The sequence below is a fragment of the Streptomyces sp. NPDC031064 genome (genome assembly GCF_055570965.1).
In genome coordinates, this window is the sequence record NZ_JBVIGF010000006.1 from 36,206 (window position 1) to 53,497 (window position 17,292).

Consider the following 17,292-nt stretch of genomic DNA (forward strand, 5'->3'; position numbering starts at 1 on the left):
CCGGTCCGCGCCCGTCCCCGGCCCCCGGCCCTCGGCGTCGCTGGGGGTGCGTCAGAACCCTGTGTCAGCCGTCCTTGAGTTCGTCGGCGACGTACCGCACGACCTCCCATGAGGCTCGCAGTGCGTCACGGGATTCGGTGCGGGCGGCGCGCAGCCTCTTCGAGCCGTGGTGGAGGAGGGCGCAGGCTCCGGAGGCGTAGGCGAGCGTCAGCGCGCCGGTGACCTTCCGGGGTTCCCAGACGCGCTCCAGGGCACGGAGCAGCGTCGTGTGCGCCGACAGCAGGGCGAGCAGGCCGCACGCACCACCGGCTGCCAGCGCCGCGACGGCCTGCCCGGCCTCCGAGAAGCCGTGGGCCGCCGCTTCCCTCGCGTGGTCCAGCTCTTCACGTACCTCGATGTGAGCATCTTGGGCCGACGACTGCATGAGGCCCGGCTACCCGCTGCGCGCAGCGGCATACCCGCGCGGGAGTCCGTCAGCCGGTCGGCGAGGATGCCGGGGGAAGCAGCGTCCGCGTGACGACCATGTCGACGACGTCCTCGAAGCGGTGTCGGCGGGCGTAGGCGGCCCGCTGTCGTTCGGCGCCGGTTCCCGTCGCCTCCAGGCGGGCGACGTGCGCATCGACCAGCGCGGCGTCCCCGTGACGGACCAGGGCGGGAGAGACCCACTGGATCAGTGCCCGCAACTGGTCGGTCGCGGGTTCGAGGCACCGCTGGGTCAGGTCGATCGCCGCGCCGGAGAGCCCGTCCCTGGCCGCGCGCCAGCAGGCGGCACGCAAGAGCTGGGGGTCGGGGTCGGGAGCGGGCCGGCCTGCCACGACCTCGTCGAGGGCGGTGGCGGCCGCGGCACGGACGAGCGCGGCCAGCAGGGCCGCGTCGTCGACGGTCAGCCCGACGTCGGCGATCCTGATCTCCAGGGTCGGGTGCTTGCGGGAGGGACGGATGTCCCAGTACACCCCGTCGGCGTCCAGGCAGGTTTCCGTGTCGACCAGCCGGGCGACCAGGTGTTCATAGTGCTCGGTGGAGGTGAACAGCGGTGGCGGACCGCTCACGGGCCACCGGTGCCGGGTGACGCAGCGCCAGCTCGCGTGGCCGGTGTCCCTGCCTGCCCAGAAGGGTGAGTTGGCGCCGAGGGCGGTGAGTACGGGTAACCAGACGCGGAGGCGATTGCTCACCGCCAGGGCCTGCCCCCGGTCGGCGAACCCCACGTGGACGTGACAGGCGCAGGCGACTTCCTCGTCGTCGAGTGCGCCGAACGCGGCTGAGCTGCGGGCGTACCGCTCGCCCGGCATCAGGCGCGGTGCGCCGTGCGGAGCCAGCACGGGGGCGCCGCTGGCCATCAGCCTCACGTTGTGGGCCTTGGCCGCCTGGGCGGCGATCTGGCGGGCGAAGTGGAGTTGCTCGGTGAGCTCCGCGAGGGAGGTGTGCGGACCGGTTCGGGTCTCGATCTGACAGCGCGTCAGTTCCGGGCCGACGAGATCGCCCAGCTCCGTCGACGCTGTGGCGATGACCGCTTCCGCGACGGGCGCCGGCGTTCTGGAGTCGGGATCGACCAGGAGGAACTCCTCTTCCACACCCACGGTCAGGAGCGGGGCCGCCCGGAGGCGGGCGGACTCATCGGGCTCGTTGGTCACAGCGAGGCGATCCACAGCCACGAGTGTGTCACGCGATGCGGTCGTTGCCAGGGTCGATATCTGCCCATTCGCCGACAACGACTACTCGGGTAGGGGGCGGTCGTCGACGACGTGCTTCATGACGAGGGTGGAGGTGAGGCGCTGGACTCCTGGGAGGCGGGCGAGCTGCTGGTCGTAGAGCTGCTGGAAGGCGGCCAGGTCGGTGGTGGCGACGCGCAGGAGGTAGTCGGGTTCGCCGAAGAGGCGCTGGGCCTGGAGTACGTGCGGGACGGCGGCGACGGCCTCTTCGAAGGCGGTGACGGTGTCGGGGTCCTCCCACCGCAGGGTGGCGAAGACGAGGGCTTCGAAGGTGAGGCCGACGGCGGCCGGGTCGACGACAGCGCGGTAGCCGCGGATGGCGCCTTCGCGTTCGAGGTCGCGCAGGCGGCGGTGGCAGGGCGAGACGCTGAGCCGCACGCGGGCGGCGAGCTCGGTGACCGTGAGGCGGCCGTCCATCTGTAGTTCGGTAAGGATTTTCCGGTCCAGGGCGTCCATGGAGAAGATTCTCCCTCAGGACGCGCGATCACGGGGGAAATGAGGGAACACTTTCGGGCGGATCCGACCTAGCCTTCCTCTCGCAATACGGAACGTGAGAGGTAGCGACCCGATGGACACGACGACGCTGGCGGCTTTCCTGGCACTGGATCTCCTGCTGGTGTTCACCCCGGGCGCGGACTGGGCCTATACGATCTCGGCCGGCCTGCGGGAACGGTCGGTCGTCCCGGCGGTCGCCGGGCTGGTGGCCGGGTACGCGGGGTACACCCTGCTCGCCGTCGCGGGCCTGGTGGTGATCGTGGCCAGCTCGGCGACCCTCCTCACCGCGCTGACCGTCGCCGGGGCCGGCTACCTGGTCTGGCTCGGCTGGGGTGTGCTCAGGCAGCCGGCCACCTTGACGGCGTCGGACGAGGTCGTGGGCTCCTCCAGGTTGCAGGTCATGCTCAAGGGGGTCGGCATCAGCAGCCTGAACCCGAAGGCGCTGCTGCTGTACTTCTCGCTGTTCCCGCAGTTCATCGATCCCGAGGTCGGCTGGCCGGTCGCGGCGCAGACCGGGCTGCTCGGCACGCTCCACATGACGGCCTGCGCCGTCGTCTACCTCACGGTCGGCGTCCTGGCCCGTACCGTCCTGAAGAGCCGGCCCTCGGCGGCCCGGGCGGTCACCCGCTTCTCCGGCGCCATGATGATCATCATCGGCGGGTTCCTGCTGGTGCAGCGCCTGGTCGGCTGACGGACCCGACCCGCCTCACCCGCCCCGGAGGCTGTGCGCTGCGGGGCTCGTGTGACGGGGAGTCGTGTCACGGGGAGCCGCGTCGCGGGGGCTGGCGGCACGGGGCGTCGTGTCATGGGGCGTCGCGTCGCAGGGGCTGGCGGCATGGGGCGTCGCGTCATGGGGCGTCGCGTCACGGGGGCTGTCGGCACGGGGCGTCGCGGCACGGGGCGTCGCGGCACGCCGGGTCCACAGCAGCGCGCCCGCCAGCAGAGCCGCCGCTCCGGCCAGCCACGGCGGCGGGCCGGGCGGGAGGGCACCGGCGACCAGGCCGGCCAGCGCCCCCGCCAACTGGAGCGCCAGGGACTGCACGGACAGAGCGGTGGCCCTCACCGGGCCGGTCACGCGGCGGTGGAGGAGGTCGTTCTCGTTCGGGCCGGCGGCTCCCAGGCCGAGGTGGACGAGCGCGTAGCCACCCACTGCCAGGGCCGCCGGAGCCGGGCCTGTCCAGCCGGCCGTCACGCCCAGCAGGACCAGTCCGGTCGTGCTCACGGCGAGGCCTGCCAGCGCCGCCTTCTCGCTGCTGCCCGTCAGCCGGGGGGCGAGCGGCGCGCAGTGGCTGCCGAGCGCAGTGCACACGAAGCCCACGCAGGCGACGGCGGCGTACAGCACCGCTCCCGACTCCGGCGTGCCGGTCAGCCGGGCCGCCCGCCCGGGGGTGAGGAGCTCGATGGTGGCGAGTGCCGCGCCGGCCGCGGCGGCGGACAGCAGTACCCGGCGGACCAGGGGCTCCCGTACCCCCAGACGCAGCCCGTCCGCCATCGTGGCGGGGACGCCGCGCAGCACCCCGCGCAGGGTGGCCGGCGCCCGTGGCGGCTCCGGCAGCGCGCACAGCACGTACACGACGTAGCCGGCGCCGACCGCCGCGCCGAGGAGCCCGGGTACCGAGAGCGGCAGCACGAGTCCGCCGGTGACGCGGACCAGTTCCGCGCCCGGGTCGGGGCCGAGGCCGAGGAGGAGCGGCAGGGTGCCGCCGACGAGCGTTCCGGCGGCGAGCGCGGCGGCGGAGGCGGTGCCGCCACGGGCCAGGCCGGTGCGCAGTTCGGCTCCGGCGCCGGAATGGGTCTGGACGGTGTCGACGTACCAGGCTTCGGCGGGGCCGCTGGACAGGGCGCGGCCGGTGCCCATCAGCACCATGGCGACGGTGAGCGCCCCGACGGTGGTGCCGAGCGCCATCACGGTGAGGGCGCACAGGTTGAGCAGACCCGCGGCGGCCAGGACGGTACGGCGGCCGACGACGTCGGACAGGCCACCGGTCGGCAACTCCATGGCGGAAACCGTCACCGAGTAGACGGCGAAGAGCCCGGCGACGACCGCGAGGGCCATGCCCCGCTCGGTCAGGAGCAGGACCTGCGAGGGTATGTAGAGGCCGACGGGCAGCCAGAACAGGAACGTGACGGTGGCGAAGCGGCGCCGTGCGGCGCCGGGGTCCAGTGGCTGTGCTCGACCGGCTCCGGGCATGGGGCGAGCGTAGGAGGGCGGGCGAAGATCACCAACGCGTTTTCGCACCACGACTCGGGCGATGCGGTCTCAGCCTCGGTCCCGGTCCGGTCTCCGCCCCGGTCTCGGCCTCGGCCTCGGCCTCGGTCCCGGTCTCAGTCCCGGTCTCCGGGGCCTACGGCGGTGAACGCGCCGTACACCGGAGCTCGTCGCGGTCGGCATCGATGTCGGCGCGGACGACGGGAACGGCACTTGCGATTGGCGGCGCGCCACTCCTGACGGTTCGTCAATAAGCCGATGACCGACCGTCAGTGTTGTGGCGATAACCTGACGCGCATGGATGAAATCGACGGGGTGGAGATCATCACCTGTGCGGACGGCGAGGCGTTCGAGAGCTGGCTCGCCGAGCACCACACCCGCCATGAGGGCGTGTGGATCAAGGTGGCCAAGAAGAATTCCGGTATCCCCTCGGTCACCTCCGACGAGCTGGTCGACATCGGTCTCTGCTACGGATGGATCTCCGGTCAGCGGCGGTCCTACGACGCGCAGCACTACCTCCAGAAGTACGTGCCCCGCCGGCCCCGCAGCCTGTGGTCGCAGGTGAACGTCGAGAAGGTCGAAGCGCTGACCGCCGCCGGCCGGATGCGCGAACCCGGATTGGCGGAGGTACGCAAGGCCCAGGCGGACGGGCGGTGGGCGGCCGCGTACGAGTCGCAGCGCACGGCCACCGTTCCGCCCGACCTCGCGGCGGCACTGGAGGCGGACCCCGACGCCGCGCGCGCCTTCGAGAAGCTCGACCGGACGGGCCGGTACCTGCTGATCCTGCCGCTGCTCCAGGCCACCACGCCGGAGACCCGGCGAGCCCGTCTCGACAAGGCCCTGGATTCGCTGCGCACGCCAGGCACCTCAGCCACGTAGGCGCCGGTCGCGCAGCCGTGGGTGGGGAACGCAACGGCAGCGGTGCCGGACGCCGTCGGCGACGACGACGGGAGGCGGCACGGCGAACCACTCCGTGACCTGCGGCGTCCTCCCCGGCATGCACACATTCCTCGGCGGCATGGCGCAGCTCATCAGGTTCGGGCTCCTCCAGGTTCGGTGCTGCACGTTCGCGGCGGCGCTCCTCGGCGGGATCGCGGTGTCGCGGGTGTTGCCGGAGCTGCCCGTCGCACGGTACGACCTGGTGTTCGTCTACGGGCTGCTGCTGACGGTGACCGCGCGTCTGCTCGGGTGGGAGAGCCGGCGGGACACACTGGTGATCGCGGCGTGCCATGTCGTGGGGCTGCTGTTCGAGCTCGTCAAGGTGCGCCTAGGGTCCTGGAGCTACCCGGAGGACGCGGTGACGAAGGTCGCGGGGGTGCCGCTGTACGGGGGTTTCATGTACGCGGCTGTGGCCGGTTACGTCTGCCGGGCCTGGCATCTGTTCGAGCTGCGAGTCACCGGCTACCGCGCGGCCGCGACGGCGGTCGTGGCCGCGGCGGTGTACGTCAACTTCTTCACCCACCACTGGCTGCCCGACCTGCGTTGGCCGCTGGCCGCGGCGATGGTGGGCGTGACGGCCGGGGCGTGGGTCGGGTTCACCGTCGGCCGGTGCCGTTACCGCATGCCGTTGGCGGTTTCCTTCGTGCTGATCGGCTTCTTCCTGTGGGTCGCCGAGAACGCCGCCACCTACGTCGGTGCCTGGAGCTACCCGCACCAGCTCGACGGGTGGCAGCCGGTGGCGCTCACCAAGTTCGGCGCCTGGGCCCTGCTCATCAGCGTCACGTTCGTCCTGACGGAGCGGATCAAGGCGGCGGAACCCCGGGCGGCCCTCACCTCACCCGGTAGCCGCCGTGGGCGACCGACCGGTCATTGAAGTCGGCGAAGTCGCTGACCCACTGCCCGGCATCGGCGGGCGCGTCGTCATAGAACGACAACAAGTCGGCGATCACGTGCTTGCTCATGGCCGAGCGCAAGCGGGTCGCGATGAAGCCCGCCTCACCGGCGCTGACGTGCCAGTTCGAGTTCGACAGGAACTTCTCCATATCGACCGTTTCCCCAGTGGGCTCCAGTCCCGGTGTGCGCAACGCCGGCTCCAGGCCCTGCCCGGCCGCGGCACCGGCCTCCCGCATGGCTTCCCGGACCAAGCTCATCTGCCCGTTGCTCAGGGCGAAGGAGCCGCCAGGGGCGGGCTGTTCGAACTCGAATGCGTATCCCATGGCGTGAGCGTAACCGGCCGTCGAGCCATGGCTCGCGGCCCCCTGAGGCGGCGCGGGCGATGGCGGGCCGCGCCAGGGGGGGAAGGACGCGTGTCCGGCTCCGTCCCGGCGTCAGCCGTCGACGGGCAGGCCGCGTGGTTCCTTCACGCGCTTCATGATGATCTGGGAGTTGACCTCCGTGACGCCGGTCAGGGTGGTCAGCTTCTCGATCCACAGCCGCTCGTACGCCGCCAGGTCCGCCACGGCGATGCGCAGCAGGCAGCCGGGGCTGCCGAAGAGCCGGTACGCCTCGATGACGTCCGGAATGTCCAGCAACGCCGCTTCGAACGCCTCGATCACGTCCCGGTCGCGCCGTACCTCGATGGACACCAGCACTTCGAAGCCCCGGTCCACCGCGTCGGGGTCGATCACCGCGCGGTAGCCCTGAATGATCCCGTCCTGCTCCAACTGCCGCACGCGCCGCATACAGGGCGAGGGAGTCAGGCCCACGCGCGCCGCCAGCTCCTGGTTGCTGAGCCGGCCATCGCTCTGAAGCTCACGCAAGATGGCGCGATCGATCTCATCCATGACGCAATTATCCACCACGACCGAGCCGAATGTGCAGGCAAAGAGGCAATCCGATTGCGCGACGACTCACCTATCATTGCGCTCGAACATTTCGTTCGGTCGCCGAGGCCGCAGCGAGCGCGGTGAGAAGAGGGCAGGACACTGTGGGACGGATCGTCGTCATCAGCACCGGCGGGACGATAGCCAGCCGCTGGCAGGGTTCCGGCTTCGCCGCCGATGCGCACGGCCAGGAGGTCATGGCGACCGCCGCCGTACCCGCGGGAATCACCATCGAGGTCGTCGACCTGTTCAGCGTGAACAGCCCGCGCCTCACCACCGCGCACCAGCTCACCCTGCTGCGCACCGTGCACGAGGTGCTCGCCGACCCGGGCGTGGACGGCGTCGTCGTCACGCACGGCACGGACACCCTGGAGGAGTCGGCGTTCCTCGTCGACCTGTACCACGACGACCCGCGCCCGGTCGTGTTCACCGGCGCGCAGTTGCCGCTGGACGCCGAGGACGGCGACGGGCCGCGCAACCTCCACGACGCGCTGCTCACCGCCGCCCGCGTCCGCGACCTAGGCGTGCTGATCGCCTTCGACGGCAAGGTGTACGCCGCCCGCGGCACGGTCAAGACGCACACCCTCGACGCCGACGCCTTCGCCGACCCGTCCGGCGCGCGGATCGGTGACATCGGGTTCGGCAAGGTCACCGTGGCGCGCCGCCCGCCGCGACCGGCCGCGCTCCCCCTGCCCGCCATGCCGGAGGCCCGGCCCCGCGTCGACATGGTGATGCACCACTCCGACGGCGACCCGCTCCTGCTCAACGCCGCCGTCGAGGCCGGTGCGCAGGGCGTCGTCCTGATCGCCACCGGCGCCGGCAACGCCACCCCCGAGGTCGCCTCCGCCGTCGCCGACGCCACCGCGCGCGGCGTCCTCGTCGCCCTGACCACGCGGGTCCACTCGGGGCCCGTCTCCCAGATCTACACCCACGGCGGTGGCGTCGACCTCGTCGCCGCGGGCGCCGTACCCACCGGCACCCTGCGCGCCGGCCAGGCCCGCATCGCCGTCCTGGCCGCCGCGCTCGCGACCACCGACGCCGCCGAGCGCGTACGGATCCTGCGCCACGCCCTGGCCGAGCCCGTCCCCGCCGAACCGGCCCGGGTCTGATCCCCTCCCCCTCCCACCCCCTCCCCCACCCCACGCACACGCCGCGCGACGGGGCTCCCACCGCTGCCGCCGCCGCTGCCGCCGCCGCTCTTTGGGCACCGTCCCACTCCGCACACCCTGCCGACAGGAAGCCGCACCGCCACCATGGCCACCCCGCCCGTCACATCCTCCTCTCCCTTGCCCTCCGCCTCCGCCTCCGCGTCCGCCGTCCCCGCACCCGCGTTCCGCGTCGAGCACGACCTGCTCGGGGACCGTGACGTGCCCGCCGACGCGTACTACGGCGTCCACACGCTGCGCGCCGTCGAGAACTTCCCCATCACCGGCACACCCATCAGCGCCTACCCCGAGCTCGTCACCGCCCTCGCCTGCGTCAAGCAGGCCGCCGCCCTCGCCAACCGCGACCTCGGCCTGCTGGAGCCCTACAAGGCGGACGCGATCATCGCCGCCTGCGAGGAGATCCGCACGGGGAAGCTGCACGACGCCTTCGTCGTCGACGTCATCCAGGGCGGCGCCGGCACCTCGACCAACATGAACGCCAACGAGGTCGTCGCCAACCGCGCCCTGGAGCTGCTCGGCCACGCCCGGGGCGACTACGGGCGGCTGCACCCGCTGGAGGACGTCAACGCCGGGCAGAGCACCAACGACGTCTACCCGACGGCCGTCAAGATCGCCCTGGACTTCACCGCCCAGCGGCTGCTCGCCGCCATGGAGGTGCTGCGGGACGCGTTCGCCGCCAAGGCGGAGGAGTTCGCCGACGTCCTGAAGATGGGACGCACCCAGCTCCAGGACGCCGTGCCGATGACGCTCGGCCAGGAGTTCGCCACGTACGCGATCATGCTGGAGGAGGACCGCAAGCGGCTCGCCGAGGCGTGCGCGCTGATCCGCGAGATCAACCTCGGTGGCACCGCCATCGGCACCGGCCTCAACGCCCACCCCCAGTACGCGGCGCTCGCGTCCCGCCACCTCCGGGAGATCACCGGCCTGCCGCTGACCGTCGCCGACGACCTCGTCGAAGCCACCCAGGACGCCGGCGCGTTCGTCCAGCTCTCGGGCGTTCTCAAGCGGATCGCCGTCAAGCTCTCCAAGACCTGCAACGACCTGCGTCTGCTGTCCTGCGGGCCGCGCGCCGGCTTCGGGGAGATCAACCTGCCGCCCGTCCAGGCCGGTTCGAGCATCATGCCCGGCAAGGTCAACCCGGTGATCCCCGAGGTGGTCAACCAGATCGCGTTCGAGGTCATCGGCAACGACATGGCGGTGACCATGGCGGCCGAGGCGGGCCAGCTCCAGCTCAACGCCTTCGAGCCGCTCATCGCACACAGCCTGCTGAAGAGCCTCACCCACCTGAGGGCGGGCTGCCTGACCCTCGCCGAGCGCTGCGTCACCGGCATCACCGCCAACCGCGACCACCTCGCGCACCTCGTCGCCCACTCCATCGGCCTGGTGACCGCCCTCAACCCCCACATCGGCTACGAGCAGGCCACCTCCGTCGCCCAGGAGGCCCTGGCCTCCAACCGCAGCGTCCAAGAACTGGTCCTGGAGCGCGGCCTGCTGACCGAGGACCAGCTCCGCGAGATCCTCCACCCGGACAACGTCGCCCGACCCCACAGCCGCTGACCCGTCGCCCCCTGTGCACGTTTTCATATGTGCTTGTTCGCCGTTGCGGCACCGCACTACCGTGCCGGTGTGGCTCTCTTCTCCCGCTCCTGGACGGCGTTGCGCGCGGCGGTCGCCGAACTCTCGGACGAGGACTTCGCACGGCCGTCGGGCTGCACCGGGTGGCTGGTGCGGGATCTCGTGTGCCATCTGGTCATCGACGCCCAGGACGTCCTGATCACCCTCGCGACCCCGACCGACAAGGAGCCGACCCGCGACGCGGTGACCTACTGGGAGGTCGCCGAAACGCCGCCCACCGGTGACGACCCGCTCGACGCGCTGATCGTCCGGCTGGCCGCCGCGTACGAGGAGCCCTGGCTGCTCAAGTTCCACCTGGACGACGTCGGCTCCGCCGCCGGCCGCGCCGCCGAACTCGCCGATCCCGACCTGCGGGTGGCCACGCGGGACCAGGTTCTCACCGCGGACGACTACCTTGCCGCGTACGTCCTGGAGTGGACGCTGCACCACCTCGACCTGACCGCGCACCTCCCGGACGCGGCGGAACCGCCGGCGGAGGGGCTCGCCCGGTCCCGCGAGATGCTGGAGCGGATCGCCGGTACGGCGTTCCCCGCGTCGTTCTCCGACACGGACGCGCTGCTGGTCGGTACCGGACGGCGTGCTCCCACGGACGCCGAGAAGGCTCAGCTCGGCGAGCCGGCCGCGAAGCTCCCGCTCGTCCTCGGGTGATCCGGCCCGGGCTGCTGCTCCGGTCCGGCTTGTGCGTGCGGCCCGTGACGCGTCAGGGGGTCACCCGTGCTCCGCGTCATCGTCCGCTTCCCAGCGGAGCAGGTCTCCGGGCTGGCAGTCGAGCGCCTCGCAGAGGGCGGCGAGGGTCGAGAAGCGCACCGCCTTGGCACGGCCGTTCTTGAGCACCGCCAGGTTGGCGGGGGTGATCCCGACGCGCTCGGCGAGTTCACCGACGGACATCTTCCGTTTGGCCATCATGACGTCGATGTCGACGACGATCGGCATCAGATCACCTCGTCCGGCTCGGCCTGGAGCTGCGCCACGAGCACGGCACGCAACGCGAGCACTCTCTGTCTTCCCATCATCACTCCCTGAACCGTCCACCTCCGACCGAGCAACGATGGAAATCTATCGACTTTCGATAGGCAGGGCATGGTGCCTCTGCGCTCGGGTACGGAAGGCCCGTAAGGTGTCCGTGGGCGCGGCGCGATGACGAGGAGAACGAGTGACTGCGCCGAGTCTTGAGCATGCCGCCGTCCCCGCCGACGCGGGTGAGGTGACCCTGCTGATAGCCCGCCAGGTGGAGCCCGGCTATGAGGCCGTTTTTGAGGAATGGGCGAAAGGGATTCTCGACAGCGCGTCCCGCTTTCCCGGCCACCTCGGTTACGGGCTGTTCCGGTCCTCCGGGGACGGGGCGCCATGGTTCCTCGTGCACCGCTTCCGCGATGCGGAGGCGTGCAAGGCCTGGCAGGAGTCCCCGGAACGGGCCGCGTGGTTCGCGAACTGCGAAGGGCATCGCCACACGGAGATCGCCCGGCGGACGCTGACCGGCATGGAGACCTGGTTCGCCAAGCCCGGATCGACACGTCCGGCACCGCCACGGTGGAAGATGGCGATCAGCGCCACGCTGGCGATCTACCCGATCACGCTGCTCGGCAGCTACGTGCTGGTGCCGCACCTCACCATGCTGCCGGTGTTGCTTTCCAGCGCTGTCATCGCCGGCGTTTACAACATCCTGATGACGTATGCGGCGATGCCGGCCGTGAGCCGCCTGCTGCGCGGATGGCTCAGCGGCCAACGGGGCGGGAGCGGACAATAGGGCGGCCCCTCGCCGTCCGCTCCCCCTGGCCGGTTCCTCACCGCGTGGGTCCTCCTGCCCGGCTACTCGCTGCCCGGTTCCTCGCTGTCCGTTCTCCTCCTCGCCGGACCGCCTTCCGGGCGACAGGCCTCGCCTTCCGGCGGCTGACACGCGGTGCGGGTCCGCGATGTGCGGGGGGCCGTGGCCGATGATCGAGGCGACAGCCCGGTACGGCGAGCGCGGGAGAGGCAGTGGCAGAGCATCCGGTGATCGGCTACCTCGTCTGGGCCGTACTGTTCGGCGCGATCTTCGCCTGGGAAGGCATCGGCCTGCTCCGCCCTGGCGACGGCTTCCCCACGCTCAGCGACGCGACCAGGGCGGTCATGCGTTACCCCGTGGGCCGTTGGGCGTTGTTCGCCCTGTGGTTGTGGTTCGGCTGGCACACCTTCGTACGCGGCTGGCACTTCCTGCTGCGGGATCTGCCCTGAGCCCGACCGACCACCCACACAGGCGCCGCCCATGCTTCCCGTATCCCTCAACATCACGCTGATACTGGTCGGATACGTCCTGGTCATGGGCTATCTCGGGCTGGGCCTGATCCTCCTTGCGCGATATCCGGCGAAGCGGCCATGGACACCTGCCCGGCGGCTGCTTCCCGTGTCCGCCGGGCGGGGCCGGCTCGCCCTGATCCGCCAGGTCATGGGTACCGCGATCGGCGGCTACGTGCTGCTGATGGCGGTGGTGATCGGTTACTACCAGGGCGTGGCGCACCTGGGAGGCCCGTTCCTGATGAGCGCGGTGACCGGCGCCGCGTTGCTGATCGGCATCAGCGTGCCCCTGTTCCTCCTCGCCTCCTGGTTCGCCGCCCGGTTCACCCCCTGGCTCGCCTCCCGGCGTGGCGGGCGAGGCTAGGCCCGTCCGGTCGGCCGCATGAGCCGGTCTTGCGGTCCGTTCCGGTGGAGGGCGTCCAAGAGGTCCAGTTCGTGGCCGGAGAGGCGCAGGGCACCGGCGGCGACGTTGGCGGCCAGGTGGTCCGGGTTGCCGGTGCCGGGGATGGCCAGCACGTGCGGGCCTCGGTGCAGCGTCCACGCCAGCCTCACCTGCGCCGGGGTCGCACCGTGCGCGCGGGCGACGGCGAGGACCTCGGCGCTGTCGGCGGCGCCGGTGACGCCGGCCTCGCGCCCGGCACCGGCGATCGCGTAGAACGGCACGAACGCCACGCCCTGCTCACCGCAGCCGCGTACGAAGTCGTCGTGCTCGGGCCGCAGCCCGAGGCCGTAGGGATTCTGTACGCAGACGACGGGGGCGATGGCCTGGGCCTCGGCGAGATGGTGCGGGTGGACGTTGGAGATGCCCAGGTGGCGGATGAGCCCGGCGTCGCGCAGGTCGGCCAGCGCGCCGAAGCGCTCGGCGATCGAACCGGTCCCCACGATGCGCAGGTTCACCACGTCCAGGTGGTCACGGCCGAGTTGGCGCAGGTTCTCCTCTACCTGGCCGCGCAGTTGCTCGGGGCCGGCGTGGGGCAGCCATGCGCCCGACGGGTCACGGCCGGGCCCGACCTTGGTAGTGATCACGAGGTCGTCCGGGTAGGGGGCGAGGGCCCGGTTGATCAGTTCGTTGGCGGAGCGCAGCGGCGAGAAGTAGAACGCGGCGGTGTCGATGTGGTTCACACCGAGCTCCACCGCGCGGCGCAGTACGCGAACGGCCCGGTCGCGATCGCTGGGCGCCACACCGGGGGCGAACGCCTCGCCGTCCTGCGTCAGGCGCATCGCGCCGAAGCCGATCCGGTTGATCTCCCGGTCTGCGAATGTCCAGGTCCCTGCGGCCGCCGCAGCGGCGCTGCTTGTCTGTGGGGTCATGCCCAAAATGATCAACCCGCCATAGGATGACCGCCATTGATTCAGGCATAGGTGAACCCGGGAGGTACCCCGTCACGGCGGAACTGCCGTTCACGGTCGGCGACCTGGCGCAGGTGCGGTTCGCCGTCTCGCCGATGTGGGAGGTCGTCAGCAGCTTCCGACTGCTGCGTTCCGGGTCCGCGCACCCGGTGCACCTGCCCTGGACGAGGCAGGTGCGGCCACGGATCGCGGCCGCCGGCCTGGAGGGCGGGTGGCTCTCCGAGCTCGTTCGCGTCTCCGGGTACGCGCCGGATTTCCTGAACCCCGCGCCCAAGGGGCCGGGGCCGGCCCTGCCGGACGAACTGGACGCGATCACGGCAACACCCGACGACCGCGTACGCCACGACCTCGACCACCTCCGGTACCACCAGGGGCACCTCGGTCCCCGCCTCCGAGCCCTGTACGCCGAGCCGCATGCCCGTCTGGGGCAGGTCGCGCAGGAGATCGACACGTACTGGAACCTGGCTCTCGCCCCCTACTGGGCACGCGTGCGGGGCGTGCTGGACGCCGATGTCTTCCACCGGACCCGCCAGTTCGCCGAGCACGGCGCCGCGTACCTCTTCAACCACCTGCACCCGTCGGTGAGCTGGGACGACAGCGCCCTGAGGCTCGTGCGCAGGCAGCGGACGCTGTCACGCGACACGGCCGGTTCCGGGCTGCTGCTGGTTCCCTCGGTCTTCAAGGGGCCGGGGCTGTCCACCCGCGTGGCACCACCGGACCCGCCGCAACTCGCCTATCCGGCGCGCGGCACCGGCTCGCTGTGGCACCCGCGCACCGTTGCCCCGAGCGCCGCGCTCACCGCCGTACTCGGGCGCACGCGGACCCTGCTCCTGACCGAGTTGCACACCCCGGCCTCCACCACCGAACTGGCCGACCGCACACGGCTCTCTCCCGCCCGGGTGTCCCAATGCCTGACCGCACTGCGCGACGCGGGCCTGGTCAGCGCACACCGAGCCGGGCGCCGCGTACTCTACGCACGCACCGCCGTCGGCGAGGCCCTCCTCACCGCCACCAGCCCGTCGACGCCATGAAGGGCGCCCTCACCATGCGGTACGCGACCGTCGCGGTCACCTCGGCACGCACCGGCACCGCCTGAGCCGCCCGGCGTGGGCGGCGCGGGCGACCTGGATGGCGTGGGCAGCGCGAGCCGCGCAGGGTCTGCTGTCAGCGAATACCCCTGGGCGCCGGGTGCTCACGGTGGTTGGTTGTCCGGATGGAGATGCTGATTCTGGGTGGGACGGCGTGGGTCGGCCGGGAGTTGTCGCGGCAGGCGGTCGCGCGCGGCCATCGGGTGACGTGCCTGGCTCGTGGTGAGAGCGGAGCGGTGGCGGAGGGTGCGAGGCTGGTGGCCGCCGATCGGCGTGACCGTTCGGCGTACGAGCCCCTGCTCGACCGCGCCTGGGACGCGGTCGTCGAGGTCTCGTGGCAGCCCGGGTTCGTCGGCGAGGCCCTCGACGCGCTCGGCCGCAGGGCCGGGCACTGGGTCTACGTCTCCTCCATCAGCGCCTACGCCTCCCACGCCACACCGGGCGCGGACGAGTCGGCGGACCTGCTCGCCCCGCTCGGCGCGAGGGAGGCGGACCGCACGGCGTACGGGGAGGCGAAGGCGGCCTGCGAGCACGCGTCGGCCCGCGCCGTGGGCGACCGGCTCCTGATCGCCCGCCCGGGTCTCATCGGCGGTCCTGGCGACCACAGTGGGCGCTCCGGGTACTGGGTGGCACGCGCCGCACGCGATCCGCTCGGGCCGATGCTGGTTCCCGACGCGCCCACCATGCCGACGCAGGCGGTCGACGTCCGGGACCTGGCGGCCTGGCTGCTCGACGCGGCCGAGACGCGGTGCGTCGGGACGTACGACGCCGTGGGCCCGGTCGTCCCGTTCGGGGAGTGGGTGGAGCTGTCCCGCGCGATCGGCGGGCACACCGGTCGGGTGGTCGCCGCCGACTCGGCCTGGCTGCTCGCGCACGGCGTGGCCGAGTACATGGGCGCCGAGTCGCTGCCGATGTGGGTGGTCGAGCCGGGCTGGGAGGGCTGGTCCGCCCGGGACGGGTCTGCCGCGCGCTCCGCCGGTCTCCGTCACCGGCCGCCGGCCGATCTGCTGGCCGATACGCTGCGCTGGGAGCGCGAACAGGGCCTGGACCGGGTGCGACGTGCGGGGCTCAGCGCCCGGCGCGAGCGCGAGTTGCTCGAACTGCTCGGATCGGTCGACTCGGTCGACTCGGTCGACTCGACCGGGGTCAACGGCTGACGGCTGCGGCCGAGCCGGGCGAGCCCGTCGTACGTGTCATGCGGGTCATACGTGTCGCACGTCTCGTCGATCACAGCCGAACGGACTTGCGTGCACCGGTGGTGGGCGTGATGGGATGAGTCGATGCGACCCCCCACACGCATAGCGACGCATCCCCGAAATCCCTACGAAGAGCTCGCCCAACTGGCCGATCCGGAGCCCGAGTTCGACGTGCCGTCGGCACGGCCACGCACCGGCTCGACGGGCCTCGGCATACCCTCGGACGACGACGAGGAGGGCTGGTCGCCGCCCAACCACCGCGGCAGGAGCCGGTTCGCGGCCGTTCCCGTCGTGGTGAAGCTCGCCGTGACGGTCGTCGTCGGCGGCTTGCTGTTCGTGGCCGGTGACCGGCTGGCCGTGGCGTACGCCGAGGAGAAGGCGGAGGACAGGATCCAGCAGTCGCTGGGCCTCGCCGCCAGGCCCCAGGTCGACATCGAGGGGTTCCCCTTCCTCACGCAGGTGCTGGGCAAGCGGATCCACACGGCGGACGTCACCGTGCCCGACGTCGCCGCGGACAAGGTGTCCCTGGCCGAGGTGCACGCGACGGCCACCGACGTACGTATCGTCGGCGACCTGCCGGCCTCGGTCGAGGGCGCCGTGATCGACCGGATGGACGGCGACGTGCTGCTGTCCTTCGACGACCTGAACCGTGAACTGGGCGCGTCCCACGTCAGGTTCAGCAGCGCCGGAGGCGACGGCATCCACATCCTCGGCACCCTGCCGGTCGCCGGCCGCGAGGTGAGCCTGCGTGCCGAGGCGCACGTCAGGCGGGACGGGGACCGGGCGGTATCCACGACCGTCGAGAACATGCGGCTGGACGTCGCCGGGCTCTTCACCTACCGCCCGGGCCATGATCCCGCGCGCTCCGGTCTGCGTCTGCATCCGCAGGCCGCCCGTCGGATCAGCCGCGAGGCGGCCGACCTCAAGGCGCTGCTCGCCGTGCCCGCCATCGCGGAACGCCTGGGGCTTCCCCGGTCGCAGATCGACCGCGCGCTGCGCGGCGAGAAGGAACTGAGCCGTCTGACCGGCTCACCGCTCTTCCTCCAGCGGTTGATGAAGGTCAATCTGGTGGATCTGGTGGCCGATCACCCGTGGCTGCTGGAGAAGGCCGGGATCGATCCCGCTCTGATCGGCGCCCTGCTGAAGCTCCGGCCGCCGGAGCTCGCCGACCGCTTCTCCCTCTCGTTCGAACTGCCCAGGTCCGCCGGGGACGTACGGCTCCGGCACGTCCGCGTGGAAGGCTCCGGCATCCGCATCGGCCTGACCGGTACGGGCCTGTCCTTCGGCAAGGGGAAGCAGGCGACGGCGGCCGGGCCTTCCGGGATCCTCCGTCCGGCAGCCTCCACCGAGCAGGCCACGCCGGGACCTTGACACCTGGCCGGCGCGCCCGGCCGGTGGCGGGTGCGCC

The 17,292-nt window shown here is 71.8% G+C and carries 20 protein-coding genes; 12 read left to right on the forward strand and 8 right to left on the reverse strand.

What is annotated here, in order from left to right; all coding sequences use genetic code 11:
• Positions 1-64: 64 nt before the first annotated feature.
• The 3 genes from ACZ46W_RS21890 to ACZ46W_RS21900 all read right to left on the reverse strand — a co-directional run bounded on the left by ACZ46W_RS21890 (position 65) and on the right by ACZ46W_RS21900 (position 2,165).
• Complete coding sequence (locus ACZ46W_RS21890) at positions 65-424, reverse strand: phage holin family protein (RefSeq protein WP_468339947.1); 360 nt, start codon at positions 422-424, stop codon at positions 65-67.
• A 49-nt stretch (positions 425-473) separates the two neighbouring features.
• Complete coding sequence (locus ACZ46W_RS21895) at positions 474-1,646, reverse strand: carboxylate-amine ligase (protein ID WP_468339949.1); 1,173 nt, start codon at positions 1,644-1,646, stop codon at positions 474-476.
• Between the two features lie 66 nt (positions 1,647-1,712).
• The gene (locus ACZ46W_RS21900; protein WP_366131876.1) at positions 1,713-2,165 is read right to left on the reverse strand and encodes an Lrp/AsnC family transcriptional regulator; all 453 of its coding nucleotides are present in this window, start codon (positions 2,163-2,165) and stop codon (positions 1,713-1,715) included.
• A gap of 112 nt (positions 2,166-2,277) precedes the next feature.
• Here ACZ46W_RS21900 and ACZ46W_RS21905 point away from each other — a divergent pair, with 112 nt between their 5' ends.
• On the forward strand, positions 2,278-2,895 hold the full coding sequence (locus ACZ46W_RS21905; protein WP_468339952.1) for a LysE family translocator: 618 nt from the start codon (positions 2,278-2,280) through the stop codon (positions 2,893-2,895).
• Between the two features lie 15 nt (positions 2,896-2,910).
• On the opposite strand, the gene ACZ46W_RS21910 is transcribed toward ACZ46W_RS21905, so the two are convergent.
• Positions 2,911-4,395 carry an MFS transporter gene (locus ACZ46W_RS21910; RefSeq protein WP_468339954.1) on the reverse strand — a complete coding sequence of 495 codons (1,485 nt, stop codon included), beginning with the start codon at positions 4,393-4,395 and terminating at the stop codon, positions 2,911-2,913.
• Between the two features lie 315 nt (positions 4,396-4,710).
• On the opposite strand from ACZ46W_RS21910, the gene ACZ46W_RS21915 reads away from it, so the two are divergent.
• Positions 4,711-5,292, forward strand: a complete 582-nt coding sequence (locus ACZ46W_RS21915; protein WP_468339956.1) for a YdeI/OmpD-associated family protein — start codon at positions 4,711-4,713, stop codon at positions 5,290-5,292.
• Between the two features lie 118 nt (positions 5,293-5,410).
• Entirely contained in the window at positions 5,411-6,226 is an 816-nt protein-coding gene (locus ACZ46W_RS21920; protein ID WP_468339958.1) for a DUF817 domain-containing protein, read from the forward strand.
• Here the strand turns inward: ACZ46W_RS21920 and ACZ46W_RS21925 are convergent.
• Both ACZ46W_RS21925 and ACZ46W_RS21930 read right to left on the reverse strand, forming a co-directional pair.
• Positions 6,183-6,569: a hypothetical protein gene (locus ACZ46W_RS21925; RefSeq protein WP_468339960.1), complete on the reverse strand. Its 387-nt coding sequence runs from the start codon at positions 6,567-6,569 to the stop codon at positions 6,183-6,185. The genes ACZ46W_RS21920 and ACZ46W_RS21925 overlap by 44 nt on opposite strands.
• A gap of 111 nt (positions 6,570-6,680) precedes the next feature.
• Complete coding sequence (locus ACZ46W_RS21930; RefSeq protein ID WP_468339962.1) at positions 6,681-7,136, reverse strand: Lrp/AsnC family transcriptional regulator; 456 nt, start codon at positions 7,134-7,136, stop codon at positions 6,681-6,683.
• A 143-nt stretch (positions 7,137-7,279) separates the two neighbouring features.
• On the opposite strand from ACZ46W_RS21930, the gene ACZ46W_RS21935 reads away from it, so the two are divergent.
• The 3 genes from ACZ46W_RS21935 to ACZ46W_RS21945 all read left to right on the forward strand — a co-directional run bounded on the left by ACZ46W_RS21935 (position 7,280) and on the right by ACZ46W_RS21945 (position 10,624).
• On the forward strand, positions 7,280-8,284 hold the full coding sequence (locus tag ACZ46W_RS21935; protein WP_468339964.1) for an asparaginase: 1,005 nt from the start codon (positions 7,280-7,282) through the stop codon (positions 8,282-8,284).
• A gap of 177 nt (positions 8,285-8,461) precedes the next feature.
• Positions 8,462-9,898 carry an aspartate ammonia-lyase gene (gene aspA, locus ACZ46W_RS21940; protein WP_468339966.1) on the forward strand — a complete coding sequence of 479 codons (1,437 nt, stop codon included), beginning with the start codon at positions 8,462-8,464 and terminating at the stop codon, positions 9,896-9,898.
• A gap of 69 nt (positions 9,899-9,967) precedes the next feature.
• The gene (locus ACZ46W_RS21945; RefSeq protein ID WP_468339968.1) at positions 9,968-10,624 is read left to right on the forward strand and encodes a maleylpyruvate isomerase N-terminal domain-containing protein; all 657 of its coding nucleotides are present in this window, start codon (positions 9,968-9,970) and stop codon (positions 10,622-10,624) included.
• A gap of 60 nt (positions 10,625-10,684) precedes the next feature.
• On the opposite strand, the gene ACZ46W_RS21950 is transcribed toward ACZ46W_RS21945, so the two are convergent.
• The gene (locus tag ACZ46W_RS21950; protein WP_468339970.1) at positions 10,685-10,909 is read right to left on the reverse strand and encodes a helix-turn-helix domain-containing protein; all 225 of its coding nucleotides are present in this window, start codon (positions 10,907-10,909) and stop codon (positions 10,685-10,687) included.
• A gap of 220 nt (positions 10,910-11,129) precedes the next feature.
• Between ACZ46W_RS21950 and ACZ46W_RS21955 the strand changes: the two genes are divergently transcribed.
• The 3 genes from ACZ46W_RS21955 (at position 11,130) to ACZ46W_RS21965 (ending at position 12,614) form a co-directional block, all read left to right on the forward strand.
• Positions 11,130-11,723 (forward strand): antibiotic biosynthesis monooxygenase, encoded by a 594-nt coding sequence (locus tag ACZ46W_RS21955; RefSeq protein WP_468339972.1) that lies wholly within the window; start codon positions 11,130-11,132, stop codon positions 11,721-11,723.
• A 230-nt stretch (positions 11,724-11,953) separates the two neighbouring features.
• Entirely contained in the window at positions 11,954-12,190 is a 237-nt protein-coding gene (locus ACZ46W_RS21960; protein WP_468339974.1) for a DUF6186 family protein, read from the forward strand.
• A 31-nt stretch (positions 12,191-12,221) separates the two neighbouring features.
• A complete protein-coding gene (locus tag ACZ46W_RS21965; RefSeq protein WP_468339976.1) occupies positions 12,222-12,614 on the forward strand; it encodes a DUF6256 family protein in 393 nt (130 codons plus the stop codon).
• Here the strand turns inward: ACZ46W_RS21965 and ACZ46W_RS21970 are convergent.
• A complete protein-coding gene (locus ACZ46W_RS21970; protein WP_468339978.1) occupies positions 12,611-13,561 on the reverse strand; it encodes an oxidoreductase in 951 nt (316 codons plus the stop codon). The genes ACZ46W_RS21965 and ACZ46W_RS21970 overlap by 4 nt on opposite strands.
• 26 nt (positions 13,562-13,587) lie before the next feature.
• Between ACZ46W_RS21970 and ACZ46W_RS21975 the strand changes: the two genes are divergently transcribed.
• From ACZ46W_RS21975 to ACZ46W_RS21985, 3 genes are all read left to right on the forward strand, one after another.
• Positions 13,588-14,631, forward strand: a complete 1,044-nt coding sequence (locus ACZ46W_RS21975) for an ArsR/SmtB family transcription factor (RefSeq protein ID WP_468339980.1) — start codon at positions 13,588-13,590, stop codon at positions 14,629-14,631.
• Between the two features lie 182 nt (positions 14,632-14,813).
• The gene (locus ACZ46W_RS21980) at positions 14,814-15,845 is read left to right on the forward strand and encodes an NAD-dependent epimerase/dehydratase family protein (RefSeq protein WP_468339982.1); all 1,032 of its coding nucleotides are present in this window, start codon (positions 14,814-14,816) and stop codon (positions 15,843-15,845) included.
• Positions 15,846-15,968: 123 nt separating this feature from the next.
• Positions 15,969-17,255 (forward strand): LmeA family phospholipid-binding protein, encoded by a 1,287-nt coding sequence (locus ACZ46W_RS21985; RefSeq protein WP_468339984.1) that lies wholly within the window; start codon positions 15,969-15,971, stop codon positions 17,253-17,255.
• Positions 17,256-17,292 lie beyond the last annotated feature (37 nt).

Bases quoted from the DNA above. Each gene is read 5' to 3' on its own strand.
- ACZ46W_RS21890 (WP_468339947.1), bottom strand. From the start codon at position 424: ATGCAGTCGTCGGCCCAAGATGCTCACATCGAGGTACGTGAAGAGCTG.
- ACZ46W_RS21900 (WP_366131876.1), bottom strand. From the start codon at position 2,165: ATGGACGCCCTGGACCGGAAAATCCTTACCGAACTACAGATGGACGGC.
- ACZ46W_RS21905 (WP_468339952.1), top strand. From the start codon at position 2,278: ATGGACACGACGACGCTGGCGGCTTTCCTGGCACTGGATCTCCTGCTG.
- ACZ46W_RS21910 (WP_468339954.1), bottom strand. From the start codon at position 4,395: ATGCCCGGAGCCGGTCGAGCACAGCCACTGGACCCCGGCGCCGCACGG.
- ACZ46W_RS21915 (WP_468339956.1), top strand. From the start codon at position 4,711: ATGGATGAAATCGACGGGGTGGAGATCATCACCTGTGCGGACGGCGAG.
- ACZ46W_RS21920 (WP_468339958.1), top strand. From the start codon at position 5,411: ATGCACACATTCCTCGGCGGCATGGCGCAGCTCATCAGGTTCGGGCTC.
- ACZ46W_RS21925 (WP_468339960.1), bottom strand. From the start codon at position 6,569: ATGGGATACGCATTCGAGTTCGAACAGCCCGCCCCTGGCGGCTCCTTC.
- ACZ46W_RS21930 (WP_468339962.1), bottom strand. From the start codon at position 7,136: ATGGATGAGATCGATCGCGCCATCTTGCGTGAGCTTCAGAGCGATGGC.
- ACZ46W_RS21950 (WP_468339970.1), bottom strand. From the start codon at position 10,909: ATGCCGATCGTCGTCGACATCGACGTCATGATGGCCAAACGGAAGATG.
- ACZ46W_RS21965 (WP_468339976.1), top strand. From the start codon at position 12,222: ATGCTTCCCGTATCCCTCAACATCACGCTGATACTGGTCGGATACGTC.
- ACZ46W_RS21970 (WP_468339978.1), bottom strand. From the start codon at position 13,561: ATGACCCCACAGACAAGCAGCGCCGCTGCGGCGGCCGCAGGGACCTGG.
- ACZ46W_RS21975 (WP_468339980.1), top strand. From the start codon at position 13,588: ATGACCGCCATTGATTCAGGCATAGGTGAACCCGGGAGGTACCCCGTC.
- ACZ46W_RS21980 (WP_468339982.1), top strand. From the start codon at position 14,814: ATGGAGATGCTGATTCTGGGTGGGACGGCGTGGGTCGGCCGGGAGTTG.
- ACZ46W_RS21985 (WP_468339984.1), top strand. From the start codon at position 15,969: ATGCGACCCCCCACACGCATAGCGACGCATCCCCGAAATCCCTACGAA.